We start from the raw sequence: 16,475 nt of genomic DNA on the forward strand, positions 1-16,475 counted from the left end.
TACCTTACACTGGGTTTTGTAAAGTAAGGGTGTAATCGTGGATACCTCTCTTTTATATGCAGTTATTGGTGTGTTGAGTGGCATTTTAGTGGGTGGCTTAGCAACGTGGTTTTCTATTGCTCAAAAAATAGCTCACAAAGATCAAGAGCTACAACAAATCAATCGGCAATTGGCGGCAAGTGACGAAAAAAGTATTCATCTTGCTCAATGGAAAGCAGAGTACGACAGGCTTGACCAAGAATTGCGCACACAACGGGATATCAATCGGGAACAAGAAGCCGAACTTCGTGAAGTCATTACCCGTTTTGAACAAAATCAGCTCGCAAATGAAGAAAAACAACGTATTTTACAAAACAGTGAACAACGATTGACTGCGCAGTTTGAAAATTTAGCAAACCGTATTTTTGAACAAAATGAACGTAGGGCGTCGGAACAGCAACAAAAAAGTTTATTGGCAATGTTATCGCCTTTTCGTGAACAACTAGAAGGTTTTCGCCAACAAGTTCAACAAAGTTTTGGTGAAGAAGCGAAAGAAAGGCATACCTTAGCGTATGAAATAAGGCAGTTGCAGCAGCTTAACAATCAGATGACCAAAGAAGCTGTTAACTTAACCCGGGCACTTAAAGGGGATAATAAAATCCAAGGTAATTGGGGGGAAACTATCCTCACTCGCATTCTTGAGGTTTCCGGTCTGCGGGAGGGAAGCGAGTTCGAAACCCAAGTCAGTGTCAATACAGGTTATAATACTCGCTATCAACCCGATGTTATTATTCATCTTCCTGAAGGTAAAGATGTGGTTGTTGATGCAAAAATGTCATTGGTTTCCTATGAACATTATTTCAATAGCGAAGACCCGCACGAACAACAACAAGCGCTAAAAAATCATGTTGCATCCATACGCAACCATATGCGTATGTTGAGTCGAAAGGATTACCATCAGTTACCCGGAATACGCTCTTTAGACTATGTTCTAATGTTTATTCCTATTGAACCTGCGTATTTGCTTGCTTTAAAGGAAGCTCCTGAACTACTTGATGAAGGAATAAAACAGAATATCATGTTGGTTTGCCCGTCCACGTTATTAGTGGCTGTGCGAACTATCAATAATATTTGGCGCTATGAGCGACAAGGGCAAAATGCCCAAGAAATTGCAGAAAGAGCTGCAAAAATGTATGACAAACTACGCTTGTTTGTGGATGATATGCAGGTTTTAGGCTCCAGTCTTGATAAAGCGAATAATACTTACCTGTCGGCAATGAAACGTCTTGCACAAGGGCGAGGTAATTTAATTAGTCAGGCGGAAAGTTTTAAAGAGCTAGGGGTAGAAATTAAACAACCTATCGCGCCTCAACTTATTGAGCGCTCAGAGGCATCTAATTGTGCGGAATCTTAGACTTCTGATAGGGTTTTACCTCAAAGACTGTTACACTTCTAACAAAAGTTTGAACTATCAGCAGGCATAAGAGAAATGACTGAACCAACTAAAGAAACCATTGATTTTGGTTTCCGTACTGTCGGCAAAGAAGATAAAGCCGGTCTAGTAGCGAATGTTTTTCACTCTGTAGCATCAAAGTATGACTTAATGAATGACTTAATGTCATTTGGTATTCATCGTATCTGGAAACGTTTTACTATTGAAGCAAGTGGTGTCCGCCGTAATCAGCGTGTACTTGACCTTGCTGGTGGAACAGGTGACTTAACCGCTAAGTTTTCGCGTCTTGTGGGCGAAAAAGGTGAAGTCATACTTGCTGATATCAATGACTCAATGTTGAAGATGGGGCGCGAAAAATTACGTGATCTTGGCATTGTTGGTAATGTAAATTATGTTCAAGCTAATGCTGAAGAACTTCCATTTCCAGATGACCACTTCGATTGCATTACTATCTCTTTTGGTTTGCGTAACGTTACGGATAAAGACAAAGCACTGCGTTCGATGTTTCGTGTTCTAAAACCGGGTGGGCGTCTATTAGTATTAGAATTTTCAAAACCTATTATTGAGCCATTGAATAAAGCGTATGATGCGTATTCATTTCACATATTGCCTCGTATTGGTCAGGCAATTGTGAACGACCCAGAAAGCTACCGTTATTTAGCGGAATCCATTCGTATGCACCCTAACCAAGAAACACTTAAAGGGATGATGGAAAACGCCGGGTTTGAGCAAGTCTCTTATACCAATATGACTGGTGGGATTGTTGCATTGCATAAAGGGTTTAAATTCTAAGATGGAAGCACCATCAACACATACCGAAAATCAAAATACAGTTTTGTACTCTTTGATAACAGCATTGATGGAAACCTCACTTAACCATATGTTGTTCAAAGAAAAAGTATTACAGCCTGCTAGGGTGCGTTTAGCAGGCAAAGTGATGGCTATTGAGCTTAAAGAACTCAATAAAACGCTAACACTTATTTTTGCTGAAAATCATGTTGATGTATTAAGCGAATGGGTTGAACCCGCAGACTGTACAATTAAAACATCATTATTTACTTTAATTAAATTGAAAGATAAACAGCAGTTATCTCAGCTAATCAATCGTGGTGATATCGTGATTGAAGGGGATATGCAGATTGTTCAGCATTGGTCCTCATTGCTCGATTTAGCAATTTGGAACCCGGCACATTATCTTTCACCTTATATTGGTGATGTCGCTGCTGAAGGGCTTAGTAAACTCTTGAATAAAGGCGTTTGCTTCGCATCTCACTTAGTTAAAAGGCAAAAAACGTATGTGAAAGATGCATTAATTGAAGAATGGAAAATGGCACCTAGCCAACTCGAACTTGCTCATTTTAATGACAAAGTTGAGGAAGTAGAACATTCAATTAATACGCTCGAACAAAGGTTAAGTCTGTTGGAGGAGAAGAATGACACCCGGTGAAATAAAACGACTTTACTTCATTATTCGGGTTTTTCTCTCTTATGGACTAGATGAGTTAATCCCCAAAATTAAGCTTACGTTACCTCTAAGAATTGGGCGTTTAGGCTTTTTTTGGATTAGAAATCAGCACAAAGATAGGCCATTAGGCGAAAGGCTTCGCCTTGCATTACAAGAGCTAGGGCCCGTATGGATCAAGTTTGGGCAAATGTTATCAACCCGTCGTGACCTTTTCCCGCCAGCAATCGCAGACCAACTTTCATTGCTACAAGATAAAGTCGCTAGTTTTGATGGGAAATTAGCTCGAGGTTACATTGAGGATTCTCTTGGTGGGCCGCTAGAACAGTGGTTTGATGACTTTGATGAGCAAGCCTTAGCTTCAGCTTCAATTGCTCAGGTTCACACTGCGACGCTAAAAGAAAATGGCAAAGATGTTGTTATCAAGGTAATTCGCCCTGATATTCTGCCTATCATTAAAGCCGATATTAAGTTGATGTACCGTATTGCTAACTGGGTTCCTTTACTACCTGATGGTAGGCGTTTACGGCCCAAAGAAGTAGTGCGTGAATATGAAAAAACGTTAATTGATGAGCTAAACCTACTACGTGAATCGGCCAATGCGATCCAGCTACGCCGTAATTTTGAAAATAGCTCCATGCTTTACATTCCCGAAGTTTACCCAGACTATTGCCGTGAAAACGTTATGGTCATGGAACGTATTTATGGCATCCCCGTATCAGATATTACAGCGCTAAAAGCTCAGGGTACAAATATGAAGCTGCTAGCAGAGCGGGGGGTAAAGGTTTTTTTCACCCAAGTTTTTCGAGACAGTTTCTTCCATGCAGATATGCATCCCGGAAATATCTTTGTTAGCTATGAGCACCCTGAAGACCCCCTGTACATTGGTATCGATTGCGGGATAGTGGGTTCACTAAATAAAGAAGACAAACGGTATCTTGCAGAAAACTTTATTGCCTTTTTCAACCGTGACTACCGCAAGGTTGCTGAACTACATGTTGATTCAGGATGGGTGCCTCTTGATACAAATGTGGAAGATTTTGAGTTTGCTATTCGTACAGTTTGTGAACCTATTTTTGAAAAACCATTGGCCGAAATTTCATTTGGGCATGTTTTATTAAACTTGTTTAATACTGCACGTCGTTTCAATATGGAAGTACAACCACAGTTGGTATTATTACAGAAAACATTACTGTATGTGGAAGGGCTTGGGCGTCAGTTATACCCTCAGCTTGACTTGTGGAAAACGGCAAAACCATTCTTAGAAGATTGGGTTCACAGCCAAGTGGGGCTACCCGCCATTACTCAGGCATTGAAAGAAAAAGCGCCTTACTGGGCAGAAAAGATGCCTGAAATTCCTGATTTAATATATGGCGCATTGCGACAACATAAGTTTTTACAATCGAATATAGACCAGTTAACACAACAGTTGAAAAGTCAGCGCAATAAACAGCGTAAATCCCATTATCTTCTAGGTGTGGGGGCGACTTTTATTTTGTGTGGTAGCTTATTTTTTATTTCTGATTTTACACGGCTTGCGGTCGTATTTATGGCGGCGGGTGCCCTATCTTGGGTAATTGGTTGGTGTAAAGCGGGCGATAATTAAGTAAACTTTGTTTTGCGACAAGTTTATAAGGCTGTGAACATTTCCGTATTTAGTGTTGGTTGTATATAATAGATATAACAACAATTGATCCCAAAACTATAGAGGTATTAACAATGGAATCAACTATTGCAATGGCTGCTTTCGGTAGTCCTTGGCAACTAATCATCATTGCTTTGCTTATTATTTTAATTTTCGGCACCAAAAAATTACGTTCATTAGGTTCTGATTTAGGTGAATCACTTAAAGGTTTCAAGAAAGCGATGAGTGATGATGAAAAGGCAAAAGTTGAGCAAGATAAGCAAGATGCCGACTTTGCGACTAAGAACATTACTGAACAACAGGCTTCTGAAAAAAAAGAAAGCCCAGTTGAGAGCAAAAACAAAGAGCAGGGTTAAACCGTGTTTGACATAGGTTTTAGTGAGCTGTTGCTTGTTACAGTTATTGGTCTTGTAGTCTTAGGTCCTGAGCGCTTACCAGTGGCAGTGAGAACTGTCGCTGGGTGGATACGTGCTATGCGTTCAATGGCAGCGAATGTACAAAATGAGTTATCACAAGAGCTGAAATTACAAGAGCTGCAAGACACTCTGAAGAAAGTAGAAGAGAAAGCTAACTTAGAAGCGCTTTCCCCGGAACTTAAGCAGTCCATGGAAGAGCTGCGTACAGCAGCACAGTCATTGAAAAGCGGCTATCAAGCAACAACCAGCGATATCGAAACAGAGTTAAATAAAGCAAAAGAGATCACTGACAGTTATGATAGTGCTGTTAAGGATGCTGAAAACAAGGCCCCAGAGGCCCAAGAATCAGATCCTGACCCTGAGCATGCAGCTAAGATGGCAGCGGTTGTTGAGGATAAAACACCTGAAGCTCCTACAACAGTGAAAACGGCTGAGCCGCTCGATGCTAAAGTAAAGAACTCTAATCAAACTGAAAGTGAAAAATAACACATGGCTGTAAATGATACACAACCACTTATTAGCCACCTCATTGAACTCCGTAAACGGCTAATGAACTGTTTAATTACAGTTTTGATCGTTTTTGCTGCGCTCGCTTATTTTTCAAATGATATTTACCGGCTGGTAGCAGCCCCTTTGATTGATAAGTTGCCAGTGGGCTCTCAAATGAGTGCGACGGATGTGGCGTCAACCTTCTTTACCCCTATTAAACTGACGATGATGGTTTCGGTTTTTGTATCGATACCAGTTATTCTCTATCAAATTTGGGCATTTATAGCGCCGGCCTTATACAAGCATGAACGCAAACTCATGTTGCCTTTGCTTGTTTCAAGTAGCTTTTTGTTTTATTTAGGGATGGCATTTGCTTACTTTGTTGTTTTCCCATTAGCTTTTGGCTTTTTTGTAAAAACAACACCAGACAGCGTTAACTTTATTCCGGACATCAGTAAATATCTTAGTTTTGTCATGACATTATTTATGGCTTTTGGTGCTGCATTTGAGGTACCAATTGCAATTATTTTACTGTGTTGGACTGGGGTAACTACACCTGAATCATTAAAACGTAAACGTCCATATATTTTGGTTGGGGCATTTGTTGTAGGGATGTTTTTAACCCCACCAGATGTCCTTTCTCAGACTTTACTAGCAGTCCCAATGTATTTGCTATTCGAGTTGGGGGTATTACTGTCTAACTTTTATGTCGGCAAAGGTCGAGGTCGACAAGAAGAAGGTACTGAGGAAGAAGAGTCGTAAGTAGGTTTTAGGTCATATTAGGCTTAATGACAGCCCATAGAGAACCCTTCATTGTTGAAGGGTTTTTTATGAGCACGATTTTTAGTCAGTTGATTTTTTAAATTGAGTATTATCAACAATTTTAGGGACACTTTTGTTCAATATATTCAGTAGAAGAATTGAACGATATTCTCCATTTGGCTCATCAAAGATAGCTTGAACTCCCGCAAAAACACCCTCAGTAATTGTGACTTGATCTCCATGTTTTGGCATATCAGGGGCTATGGAATGACTAATAGGGTTTTGTTGTAATAACTTAATGATTTCATCAGGGACTTCAGCGGGTAATTGGCCAAACCGAATAAAATGGCTGACCCCACGAGTTGATTGGATAGTTGTAGTATGAATTTCGTTGTGATCAAACTTTACGAACAAGTAATTAGGGAATAAAGCTTCTTGCACCTTAGTTCTTTTTCCTCTGACCACTTTTTCCATTTCTGTCATGGGCGTCATACAGATAACACTCTGCCTATTTAGATGCTCAATAGCACGCTCAATTTGCCCTCGTTTGCAATAAAGCAGATACCACTTTTCCATTTTTCGAATCTCGCATGACAAAATTATGTTTATGATAACAAATTACGACATAACAGTGTGACTATTGAGTAGCAGCACAATATTATTGGTATTCTGAAGCTTATATTAATCGAATATGGACTTTAGGTAACTGTAATATAAAAAGCAAATCAGTAGGAGACATGATGGATATCTTTTTGTTGAGTAATGGTAAGCTGCCAGGTAACCCTGTATGGCTAAGCTATGCTCTACCTCGTATCAAAGAAATGATTACACGTAAAAATGTAAAGTCAGCTGTTTTAGTTCCTTATGCGATCCTTCGTGGCTCACATGATGAAAGAGCAGAGCAACTATCGGAAGCTTTAGGGATAAACGTTACTTCCATTGAGCATTTTGCGAGCCCAGTAGAAGCGATTGAACAAGCTGAGTGTATCTTAGTGAGTGGTGGCAACACTTGGTGGCTCAACAAGTGTTTACATGAAAATGGCTTGGTTGTTGCTATTCAGCGCGCTGTTAAAGAACGAGGAGTCCCTTACATAGGTTGGAGTGCGGGGTGTAACGTTGCGACTCCAAGTATTCGTACTACTAATGATATGCCCGTAAGTAATGCTGTAATTATGCCTTCTCTAGGGTTATTCCCTTTACAAATCAACCCCCATTATATTGATGCTCATATTTCTGGGCACATGGGCGAAACGCGTGATGAAAGGTTGCAAGAATTTTGTGTAATTAATCCTCATGAGGTTGTTGTTGCTCTGCGAGAAGGGAGTGGGATGCAGATCAAAGGTAATGAACTTCATTATTTCAGTGGAAAAGATCAAGGTTTTAAACTATTTCAGCACAACAAAACATTCTCAGAGCAGTTTGATACATTATTATTAGAAAAATTAGTCCCTTTTGATTGCCAGTAAAATGGTATACTTGACCAGAAAAAGATTGATTATTAAGTGTTTTAGGCAGTAACTTGTAACCTTGGCCGGACGTCTTATAATGGGACTCCCTCTGTAACAGTAAAAGAAGATAATGAAATATCGTGACCTTAGAGATTTCATCGCGCAGCTTGAAAAGCAGGGCGAACTAAAACGTATTACAATGGAAGTCGATCCCTACTTGGAAATGACTGAAATTGCAGATCGTACACTAAGAGCAGGGGGACCGGCCCTATTATTTGAAAATCCCAAAGGTTATAACATGCCTGTCCTATGCAACTTGTTTGGGACGACAAAACGCGTTGCTATGGGGATGGGGCAAGAAGATATCAAAGCCTTACATGATGTAGGTAAATTGCTCGCATTTTTAAAAGAGCCTGATCCTCCGAAAGGTTTTCGTGACCTTTTTGATAAGCTACCAAAATTCAAACAAGTATTGAATATGCCAGCAAAGCGCTTAAGTTCAGCGCCTTGTCAGGAACAAATTTGGGCCGGTGATGACGTAGACATCACCAAAATACCCGTTATGCATTGTTGGCCAGAAGATGCGGCACCGTTAATAACATGGGGGCTAACTGTCACCAAAGGGCCATATAAAGAAAGGCAAAACTTAGGTATTTATCGCCAGCAAGTACTTGGTAAAAACAAAGTTATCATGCGTTGGTTGTCTCATCGCGGTGGTGCTCTTGATTTTCAAGAATGGTGCCAAGCTCATCCAGGTGAAAAATTTCCGGTAGCCGTAGCATTGGGGGCTGACCCGGCAACAATTTTAGGGGCGGTAACCCCTGTGCCTGACACGTTATCAGAATATGCATTTGCAGGCTTATTACGTGGTAATAAATCAGAGGTCGTAAAATGTATATCTAATGATCTCGAAGTTCCGGCGGGTGCTGAAATTATTCTTGAGGGCTATATTGAACCGGGTGAAATGGCACCTGAAGGGCCTTATGGTGACCACACAGGTTATTATAATGAGATAGATAACTTCCCTGTGTTTACTATTACTCATGTGACTCAGCGCCGCGATGCAATTTATCATTCAACTTATACAGGGCGGCCACCTGATGAACCAGCGGTACTTGGTGAAGCCTTAAATGAAGTTTTAGTACCTATCCTACAAAAGCAATTTCCAGAAATTGTCGATTTTTACCTTCCACCTGAAGGTTGTTCATACCGGCTTGCTGTCGTAACAATGAAAAAACAATATGCGGGGCATGCAAAAAGAGTAATGATGGGAGTCTGGTCATACCTGCGCCAATTCATGTACACTAAATTTGTTATTGTTTGTGATGATGATATTAATGCGCGTGATTGGAAAGATGTTATCTGGGCAATTACAACCCGAATGGACCCTGCCCGTGATACCGTTATGATGGAAAATACGCCGATAGACTACTTAGATTTTGCTTCACCTGTATCAGGGTTAGGTTCAAAAATGGGGCTTGATGCAACCAATAAGTGGCCAGGTGAAACGGATCGCGAATGGGGACGTCCTATTGTTATGACAGATAACGTAAAATCCCGTATTGATGACATTTGGGAACAATTAAATATTTTTGAAAAATAAGAGGGGAACCATGGCAACTCTAAGCTGTAAAGTTACATCTGTCGAATCGATTACGGATACGGTTTATCGGGTTATATTGTTGCCAGATGGTCCTTTTCATTTTAAAGCAGGTCAATATTTAATGGTCGTAATGGACGAAAGAGACAAACGACCATTTTCAATGGCTTCTACCCCAAAAAATAAAGAAACGATTGAATTACATATCGGAGCTTCTGAAATCAACCTGTATGCTATGGCTGTTATGGACAGGATTTTAGAACAAAAACGCATCGATATTGATATTCCTCACGGTAAAGCTTGGTTTCGCGAAAACAGCAGCAATGGCATGATTTTAATTGCAGGGGGGACAGGGTTCTCTTATACCCACTCAGTACTGCTTGCTGCATTAGCTGAAAATCCTAATCGTGACATTACTTTCTATTGGGGAGGGCGTCAGTTGGAGCACCTGTATGACCTTGGTGAATTACAAGCACTGAGTGAAAGCTACCCTAATTTGAAAATCACCCCTGTTGTAGAGCAACCTGATGAATTATGGCGTGGTAGAACAGGCACTGTTCTCAGCGCAGTGTTAGAAGATTTCGGTGATTTATCCAGTCATGATATCTATATTGCAGGGCGTTTTGAAATGGCGAAAATTGCTAGGGATCGTTTCTGTAATGAACGCAATGCTAGGGCCGAGCAGTTGTTCGGTGACGCTTACGAATTCATTTAACCCGTCCTAGTTCAAATTGTAGGGGTGTTGGCTTCGCTCATTCGCCCTAGTCACATACTTATGTATGCTCCTAGGGTCTCATTCACTTGCCGCCTACCTACAATCTGAACTATGAGGGTTAAACTCGTCTGGTATCTGCATGAAATCAGGTTAGTTTCAAATTGTAGGGGGGCTAGCTTTGCTCATTCGTCCTAGTCACATACTTATGTATGCTCCTAGGGTCTTATTCACTTGCCGCCTACCTACAATCTGAACTATGAGGGTTAAACTCGTCTGGTATCTGCATGAAATCAGGTTGGTTTCAAATTGTAGGGGGGCTAGCTTTGCTCATTCGCCCTAGTCACATACTTATGTATGCCCCTAGGGTCTCATCACTTGCCGCCTACCTACAATCTGAACTATGAGGGTTAAACTCGTCTGGTATCTGCATGAAATCAGGTTAGTTTCAAATTGTAGGGGTGTTGGCTTCGCTCATTCGTCCTAGTCTCATACTTATGTATGCTCCTAGGGTCTTATTCACTTGCCGCCTACCTACAATCTGAACTATGAGGGTTAAACTCGTCTGGTATCTGCATGAAATCAGGTTAGTTTCAAATTGTAGGGGGGCTAGCTTTGTTCATTCGCCCTAGTCACATACTTATGTATGCTCCTAGGGTCTCATTCACTTGCCGCCTACCTACAATCTGAACTATGAGGGTTAAACTCGTCTGGTATCTGCATGAAATCAGGTTAGTTTCAAATTGTAGGGGGGCTAGCTTTGCTCATTCGTCCTAGTCACATACTTATGTATGCCCCTAGGGTCTCATCACTTGCCGCCTATTGATAACCTAAACTATGAGAGGCTATTTGGTTAGAAAAAGGCAAAAAAAACCCGCCCCTGACTAGGCGGGAACATCGACAAAATGCAATGTTTGTGAAAATTACGGCTAAACACGTTCAATAATAGTGGCGATACCTTGACCAAATCCGATACACATAGTTGCTAAACCAAACTGTTTATCTTTAAGCTCTAATTGATTAAGTAAAGCGGTGGTGATCCTTGCACCTGAGCACCCTAATGGATGACCGAGGGCGATAGCACCTCCACTAAGATTTACTTTTTCGTCTAATTGATTCTCTGATAATTTTAAACCTTTCATGCAGGCTATTGATTGAGCTGCAAAAGCTTCATTTAGTTCAATAATATCAATATCATTTAAAGACAACCCAGCGCGTTTTAATGCAAGTTCGCTTGCTGGTACTGGCCCATAACCCATTATTGATGGATCACAGCCAACTACTGCCATTGCTCGTACTCTAGCTCGTGGCTTAATCCCTTGCTGGCTAGCATAGCTTTCACTCGTTAGCAGCATTGCGGATGCCCCATCAGATAGGGCTGATGAGTTCCCTGCCGTGACTGTACCACTGACCGGGTCAAATGCTGGTCTTAGAGCAGCTAGGCCCTGAAGGCTAGCATCAAAGCGGATGACCTCATCATAATTTACAGAAATAAGATTACCATTAGCGTCATGCCCGCTAATAGGGACAATTTCATTACTAAATTTCCCATTTTCTGTTGCTAAAGCAGCAAGTTGGTGAGATCTCAAGGCAAATGCATCTTGTTCTTCACGGCTAATTTTGTACATTTTTGCTAGCATTTCAGCGGTAAGGCCCATTGCGCCTGCGGCTTTGGCAACTCGTAACGTCAGTTTAGAGTTGAAATCTATACCATGAGTCATGGGGACATGCCCCATATGCTCGACGCCACCAATTAATACTGAGTTTGCATCGCCTGTCATGATGAGTCGGCTAGCATCATGTATTGCTTGCATTGATGAACCACAAAGGCGATTAACAGTCACAGCTGGAACAGTGTGAGGTATATCCGTGAGCAATGCCGCATTCTTGGCAATATTAAACCCTTGTTCTAAGGTTTGTTGGACACAACCCCATATGATGTCATCTAACTGTTTTTTACTTGCATTTGGATTGCGTTCAAAAATAGCATTCATAAGGTGCGCAGATAGGTCTTCAGCCCTGACATGGCGAAATACCCCACCTTTTGAACGGCCCATTGGTGTACGTATTCCATCAATAATGACGACATTTTCCATAAAATTAACCCCTCGCAACTTTTTTGACATCAACGGCCACAACAGGTGGTTGTGGGTAATATCTAGCATTAGTAACTGCTTTTTCTTTTAAACCTTTAGGTGCCTGATAAAGAGGGCTTAAATGCTCTAAAGATTCTGCTGTTTTTAAATAAGACTGGCTACCCAAAGTATCTAAGTAGCAGAATGCGCCACCTCTAAATGGTGGGAACCCTAGACCATACACGAGAGCAATATCTGCATCTGATGGGCTCTGAATAATGCCTTCTTCTAAACAACGGACAACTTCATTGACCATTGGGATCATCATTCGAGCAATAATTTCTTCTTTGGTAAAAGAACGTTTTGTTGAGCAAATAGAAGCGAGTAGTTCATCTGTATGAGGGTCATTAACTTTTTTCGGCTTACCTTTTTTATCTTTTTCATATAGATAAAAGCCCTTGCCATTTTTTTGACCAAAACGCTGCTGTTCAAACATCACACTTATGGCATTTTTGCCTGTTTTACTCATACGCTCAGGGAAACCTTCGGCCATGACTTGTTCAGCATGGAAAGCAGTATCAATACCGACAACATCGAGAAGATAAGCAGGGCCCATAGGCCAACCAAATTCTTTCTCCATGATTTTATCTATTTCTCTAAAATCAGCCCCATCTTGCAAAAGTAAATTAAAACCTGCGAAATAAGGGAAAAGGACTCGGTTAACAAAGAAACCAGGGCAATCATTAACGACAATAGGGGTTTTCCCCATTTTATTCGCATAGGCAACAACTTTGGCGATAGTATCTTCAGATGTTTGTTTCCCTCTGATAATTTCAACTAATGGCATACGGTGTACTGGGTTGAAGAAATGCATTCCACAGAAATTTTCTGGGCGTTTTAGTGAGCTTGCAAGTGTCGAAATTGGAATGGTAGAGGTGTTTGATGCTAATAAGGTATCAGGGGCAATAAGGGATTCTACCTCAGTGAGCACAGCGGCTTTAATTTTGGGGTTTTCAACAACAGCTTCAACGACGATTTGGCTGCTTTCAATACCTGAATAGGATAATGAAGGGTGTATAGCAGCTAATGTGGTTGCCATTTGTGCAGCGGTGATTTTCCCTCTTTCAAATTGCTTGTTTAACAGCTTTTGTGCTTCCTCAATCCCTAACTCTAATGATTTCTCATTGATATCCTTCATTAAAACTGGCACGCCCCTACTGGCGGACTGATAGGCAATGCCTCCACCCATAATCCCAGCACCAAGCACTGCGGCATGCGTTGGAGTACTAACATGTTGTGAGAGTTTTTTGCTATTAGATTTAACATGTTGATCATTCAGAAAAATACTGACTAATGCGCGAGCAACATCACTATGGGCGAGAGGTACAAAAGCTGCGGTTTCATGTTTTAATGCTTCATCTCGTGCACAGTTTGCTGCTTTTTCAATTGTATTTACAGCAGCCATTGGCGCAGGGTAATGTTTCCCAGCAGCCTGATACACCATTCCTTTTGCCACATTGAAACTCATTGTTTGTTCAATAGGGCTTAATTGTAATGGCTCTAGTTTTGGTTGGCGTTTTTTCTGCCAATTTAGTGCACCTGCAATAGCTGATTCAATGATAGTCAGTGCAGATTGAGGTAAGAGTTGGGTATCAACAACAGCGTCGATAAGACCAAATTTTAATGCTTGAGCGGCATTGATATCTTTACCTGCGGTAATAATTTCTAAGGCACTATCTAAACCGATTAGACGAGGCAGACGTACGGAACCACCGAACCCAGGCATAATACCAAGTTTTGTTTCAGGAAGCCCAATTCGAGCGTCGGGTGATGCGATACGAAAATCAGTGGATAAAACGCACTCACAGCCACCACCTAAAGCATAGCCATTGATAGCGCAGATAGTAGGAACTGGCAAATCTTCAATGCGGTTAAAAATGGTATTGGCATATTGTAACCAATTACTTAGCGTTTCTTTTGATGCCTCAAATAGAGATAAAAACTCTTTAATATCAGCTCCAACAATAAACGCTGGTTTATCAGAACGGAAAATAACACCTTGCAGATCGGTTTGCTGCTCTAGAACAGTCACGGCTTCATCAAGTGAAGCAACGGTGTGGGTATCCAATTTATTAATCGGCCCTGGTGAGTTAAAAACCAGTTCTGCAATCCCTTTTTTCAACCATTGAATATAGATTGTTTCACTTTGATAAAGCATTCTGCTCTCCTTTACATGGTAATGGTATCTGGTATGACCAGATGAAATGAGTGTGACCAGAATGTTAATTAATTGCAAATGATTAATGACAAAAATGGAATGCGGGTCACAGCAATTAAGCGAAATAATAATGAATTAAAATGATATTATCATTATTTATCAATATATTAAGTTAGGTTTGCAATAGAGTGCATATCCGTTAATTTCAGAACGTGGTAAGCTTGAATTTTCTAATTAATGCTGAAAGGTTGAAAGAAATGGAAAAATTGACTGCACTCTACGCTGAACATATTAAAACGTTACAATACAGAACTCAGCAAGTCTTACAGCGCAGCAAATTAGATGCCATATTGATTCATTCAGGTGAACCCCTACGCATCTTTCTTGATGATAGTGATTACCCTTTTAAAGTTAATCCTCATTTTAAGTCTTGGGTACCTGTTACTGATGTCCCACATTCTTGGTTACTCATTGATGGCGTAAATAAGCCTAAATTATGGTTTTATTCGCCAGTTGATTATTGGCATAGCGTTGAGCCATTACCAGATGGTTTCTGGACTAAAGACATTGACTTAATCCACCTAAAGAATGCGGACGATATCAAAGGGTTTCTGGCGAATATCCAAAAAGACAATATTGCCTATATCGGCTCTGCAACAGCAAGAGCGGAGTCATTAGGCATCTCTTTGCATAATATCAACCCAAAACCGGTTTTAGACTATTACCATTTCCATCGTTCATATAAAACAGACTATGAGCTTTACTGTATGCGTGAAGCACAAAAAATGGCGGTGAATGGGCACCTTGCAGCACTTGAAGCATTCCGTGCGGAAATGAGTGAATTTGATATTAATATCAGTTATTTACAGTCTACTGGTCATCGAGATACCAATGTGCCATATGGTAATATTGTTGCTCTAAATGAAAATGCAGCCGTACTGCATTACACCAAGTTGCAGCAAACAGTTCCTAATGAATTACGTAGTTTTCTGATAGACGCTGGTGCAGAGTACAATGGCTATGCAGCTGATATTACTAGGACTTATGCCGCAAAAGGCAAGGATGAATTTGCTGAATTAGTGGCGGATGTAAATAGCGAACAGCTTTCATTAATTGATACAATTAAAGCTGGGGTTCGTTATACCGATTATCACGTGGATATGCATCATAGGATCGCAAAAATCCTTGCTAAACACGATATTATAAAAGGTATTAGCGAAGAATCGATGGTCGAAAATGGGTTAACAACACCATTTTTACCTCATGGCTTAGGGCACCCTTTAGGGCTGCAAGTGCATGATGCTGCTGGTTTTATGCAAGACGACAGCGGGGCTCACCTTGCTGCTCCGAAAATGTATCCTTTCTTGCGCTGTACTCGTGTATTAGAACCTAAAATGGTATTAACAATTGAACCTGGTCTGTATTTCATTGAATCTTTACTCGCTGAGTGGCGAAATGGTGAATATAGTCAGCATTTTAATTGGGATAAAATAGAGTTCTTTAAACCTTATGGCGGTATTCGTATTGAAGACAATATAGTGATCCACGCTAACCGAATTGAAAATATGACTCGAGACTTACATTTACGTTAATGAAACCTTATTTAATACCAGCAGAAACGATTTCGTTTACTGAAGAAATTAAAAAAAGTCGTTTTATTACGTACTTAGCACATACCGAGGGTATTGAAGCGGCAAAAGATTACATCCAATCGGTTAAAGCTCAATATCCAGATGCTCGGCATCATTGCTGGGCATTTGTTGCTGGGCGTCCTGATGACTCGCAACAATTAGGTTTTTCTGATGACGGCGAGCCAACAGGAACGGCTGGCAAACCTATTATGGCACAACTGTTGGGAAGCAACTTAGGGGAAGTCACTTGTGTCGTTGTGCGTTATTTTGGTGGGATAAAACTGGGGACTGGCGGGTTAGTTAAAGCTTATGGTAATGGTGTACAGCAAGCACTGAAAATTTTACCAACACAAACTAAAGTGCCACAAAAAGTGTTTAATTTAGTATGTGATTACTCATTGGTTAATGCAATTGAGCAGCTACTTATTCAGGTGAATGGCGTGGTTTTACACAGTGATTATAATGAAGCTGTCTCTTTGCAAATTGCAATTCCTGCTACCCTTCAGCAGGAAGTCAATGATAAATTACGCGATATAAGTCGTGGTGCCTTGTCGCTCACGCCAGAATCGGAATAGTAAACAGCTT

15 protein-coding genes are annotated in these 16,475 nt (G+C 40.8%); 12 read left to right on the forward strand and 3 right to left on the reverse strand.

Features of this window, described 5'->3' with window-relative positions; genetic code table 11:
- Nucleotides 1–37: 37 nt before the first annotated feature.
- The 7 genes from rmuC to tatC all read left to right on the forward strand — a co-directional run bounded on the left by rmuC (nt 38) and on the right by tatC (nt 6,206).
- Nucleotides 38–1,393: a DNA recombination protein RmuC gene (rmuC, locus tag P3L56_RS02905; protein WP_048608629.1), complete on the forward strand. Its 1,356-nt coding sequence runs from the start codon at nt 38–40 to the stop codon at nt 1,391–1,393.
- A 75-nt stretch (nt 1,394–1,468) separates the two neighbouring features.
- Entirely contained in the window at nt 1,469–2,224 is a 756-nt protein-coding gene (gene ubiE / locus P3L56_RS02910) for a bifunctional demethylmenaquinone methyltransferase/2-methoxy-6-polyprenyl-1,4-benzoquinol methylase UbiE (protein ID WP_042848829.1), read from the forward strand.
- Nucleotide 2,225: 1 nt separating this feature from the next.
- Complete coding sequence (locus P3L56_RS02915; protein WP_042848828.1) at nt 2,226–2,879, forward strand: SCP2 domain-containing protein; 654 nt, start codon at nt 2,226–2,228, stop codon at nt 2,877–2,879.
- The gene (ubiB, locus tag P3L56_RS02920; protein ID WP_042848827.1) at nt 2,866–4,500 is read left to right on the forward strand and encodes a ubiquinone biosynthesis regulatory protein kinase UbiB; all 1,635 of its coding nucleotides are present in this window, start codon (nt 2,866–2,868) and stop codon (nt 4,498–4,500) included. The genes P3L56_RS02915 and ubiB overlap by 14 nt, the downstream gene beginning before the upstream one ends.
- Nucleotides 4,501–4,613: 113 nt before the next feature.
- Nucleotides 4,614–4,895 (forward strand): twin-arginine translocase TatA/TatE family subunit, encoded by a 282-nt coding sequence (gene tatA / locus P3L56_RS02925; protein WP_042848826.1) that lies wholly within the window; start codon nt 4,614–4,616, stop codon nt 4,893–4,895.
- 3 nt (nt 4,896–4,898) lie between these two features.
- Nucleotides 4,899–5,441 (forward strand): Sec-independent protein translocase protein TatB, encoded by a 543-nt coding sequence (gene tatB / locus P3L56_RS02930; protein WP_042848824.1) that lies wholly within the window; start codon nt 4,899–4,901, stop codon nt 5,439–5,441.
- Nucleotides 5,442–5,444: 3 nt separating this feature from the next.
- On the forward strand, nt 5,445–6,206 hold the full coding sequence (tatC, locus tag P3L56_RS02935; protein ID WP_042848823.1) for a Sec-independent protein translocase subunit TatC: 762 nt from the start codon (nt 5,445–5,447) through the stop codon (nt 6,204–6,206).
- Between the two features lie 81 nt (nt 6,207–6,287).
- Here the strand turns inward: tatC and rfaH are convergent, their stop codons facing one another.
- Nucleotides 6,288–6,782 carry a transcription/translation regulatory transformer protein RfaH gene (rfaH, locus tag P3L56_RS02940; protein WP_042848822.1) on the reverse strand — a complete coding sequence of 165 codons (495 nt, stop codon included), beginning with the start codon at nt 6,780–6,782 and terminating at the stop codon, nt 6,288–6,290.
- A gap of 164 nt (nt 6,783–6,946) precedes the next feature.
- Here rfaH and pepE point away from each other — a divergent pair, with 164 nt between their 5' ends.
- The 3 genes from pepE (at nt 6,947) to fre (ending at nt 9,969) form a co-directional block, all read left to right on the forward strand.
- Entirely contained in the window at nt 6,947–7,672 is a 726-nt protein-coding gene (pepE, locus tag P3L56_RS02945; protein ID WP_042848821.1) for a dipeptidase PepE, read from the forward strand.
- Nucleotides 7,673–7,784: 112 nt separating this feature from the next.
- On the forward strand, nt 7,785–9,257 hold the full coding sequence (gene ubiD / locus P3L56_RS02950; protein ID WP_042848820.1) for a 4-hydroxy-3-polyprenylbenzoate decarboxylase: 1,473 nt from the start codon (nt 7,785–7,787) through the stop codon (nt 9,255–9,257).
- A gap of 10 nt (nt 9,258–9,267) precedes the next feature.
- On the forward strand, nt 9,268–9,969 hold the full coding sequence (gene fre, locus P3L56_RS02955) for an NAD(P)H-flavin reductase (protein ID WP_131680254.1): 702 nt from the start codon (nt 9,268–9,270) through the stop codon (nt 9,967–9,969).
- Between the two features lie 926 nt (nt 9,970–10,895).
- Here the strand turns inward: fre and fadA are convergent.
- Complete coding sequence (gene fadA, locus P3L56_RS02960) at nt 10,896–12,062, reverse strand: acetyl-CoA C-acyltransferase FadA (protein WP_042848818.1); 1,167 nt, start codon at nt 12,060–12,062, stop codon at nt 10,896–10,898.
- A 4-nt stretch (nt 12,063–12,066) separates the two neighbouring features.
- Nucleotides 12,067–14,259, reverse strand: a complete 2,193-nt coding sequence (fadB, locus tag P3L56_RS02965; protein ID WP_129467028.1) for a fatty acid oxidation complex subunit alpha FadB — start codon at nt 14,257–14,259, stop codon at nt 12,067–12,069.
- Between the two features lie 257 nt (nt 14,260–14,516).
- On the opposite strand from fadB, the gene pepQ reads away from it, so the two are divergent.
- Both pepQ and P3L56_RS02975 read left to right on the forward strand, forming a co-directional pair.
- Nucleotides 14,517–15,851 carry a Xaa-Pro dipeptidase gene (gene pepQ / locus P3L56_RS02970; RefSeq protein WP_166686126.1) on the forward strand — a complete coding sequence of 445 codons (1,335 nt, stop codon included), beginning with the start codon at nt 14,517–14,519 and terminating at the stop codon, nt 15,849–15,851.
- Nucleotides 15,851–16,465: an IMPACT family protein gene (locus tag P3L56_RS02975; RefSeq protein ID WP_042848815.1), complete on the forward strand. Its 615-nt coding sequence runs from the start codon at nt 15,851–15,853 to the stop codon at nt 16,463–16,465. Before pepQ ends, P3L56_RS02975 begins: the two co-directional genes overlap by 1 nt.
- Nucleotides 16,466–16,475 lie beyond the last annotated feature (10 nt).

It is taken from the genome of Providencia sp. PROV024 (genome assembly GCF_032709665.1).
Taxonomy (GTDB): Bacteria; Pseudomonadota; Gammaproteobacteria; order Enterobacterales; family Enterobacteriaceae; genus Providencia; species Providencia huashanensis.

Excerpts from the sequence above, each read along its gene's own strand:
- ubiE (WP_042848829.1), top strand. The coding sequence starts at position 1,469 with ATGACTGAACCAACTAAAGAAACCATTGATTTTGGTTTCCGTACTGTC.
- P3L56_RS02915 (WP_042848828.1), top strand. The coding sequence starts at position 2,226 with ATGGAAGCACCATCAACACATACCGAAAATCAAAATACAGTTTTGTAC.
- ubiB (WP_042848827.1), top strand. The coding sequence starts at position 2,866 with ATGACACCCGGTGAAATAAAACGACTTTACTTCATTATTCGGGTTTTT.
- tatA (WP_042848826.1), top strand. The coding sequence starts at position 4,614 with ATGGAATCAACTATTGCAATGGCTGCTTTCGGTAGTCCTTGGCAACTA.
- tatC (WP_042848823.1), top strand. The coding sequence starts at position 5,445 with ATGGCTGTAAATGATACACAACCACTTATTAGCCACCTCATTGAACTC.
- rfaH (WP_042848822.1), bottom strand. The coding sequence starts at position 6,782 with ATGGAAAAGTGGTATCTGCTTTATTGCAAACGAGGGCAAATTGAGCGT.
- pepE (WP_042848821.1), top strand. The coding sequence starts at position 6,947 with ATGGATATCTTTTTGTTGAGTAATGGTAAGCTGCCAGGTAACCCTGTA.
- ubiD (WP_042848820.1), top strand. The coding sequence starts at position 7,785 with ATGAAATATCGTGACCTTAGAGATTTCATCGCGCAGCTTGAAAAGCAG.
- fre (WP_131680254.1), top strand. The coding sequence starts at position 9,268 with ATGGCAACTCTAAGCTGTAAAGTTACATCTGTCGAATCGATTACGGAT.
- fadA (WP_042848818.1), bottom strand. The coding sequence starts at position 12,062 with ATGGAAAATGTCGTCATTATTGATGGAATACGTACACCAATGGGCCGT.
- fadB (WP_129467028.1), bottom strand. The coding sequence starts at position 14,259 with ATGCTTTATCAAAGTGAAACAATCTATATTCAATGGTTGAAAAAAGGG.
- pepQ (WP_166686126.1), top strand. The coding sequence starts at position 14,517 with ATGGAAAAATTGACTGCACTCTACGCTGAACATATTAAAACGTTACAA.
- P3L56_RS02975 (WP_042848815.1), top strand. The coding sequence starts at position 15,851 with ATGAAACCTTATTTAATACCAGCAGAAACGATTTCGTTTACTGAAGAA.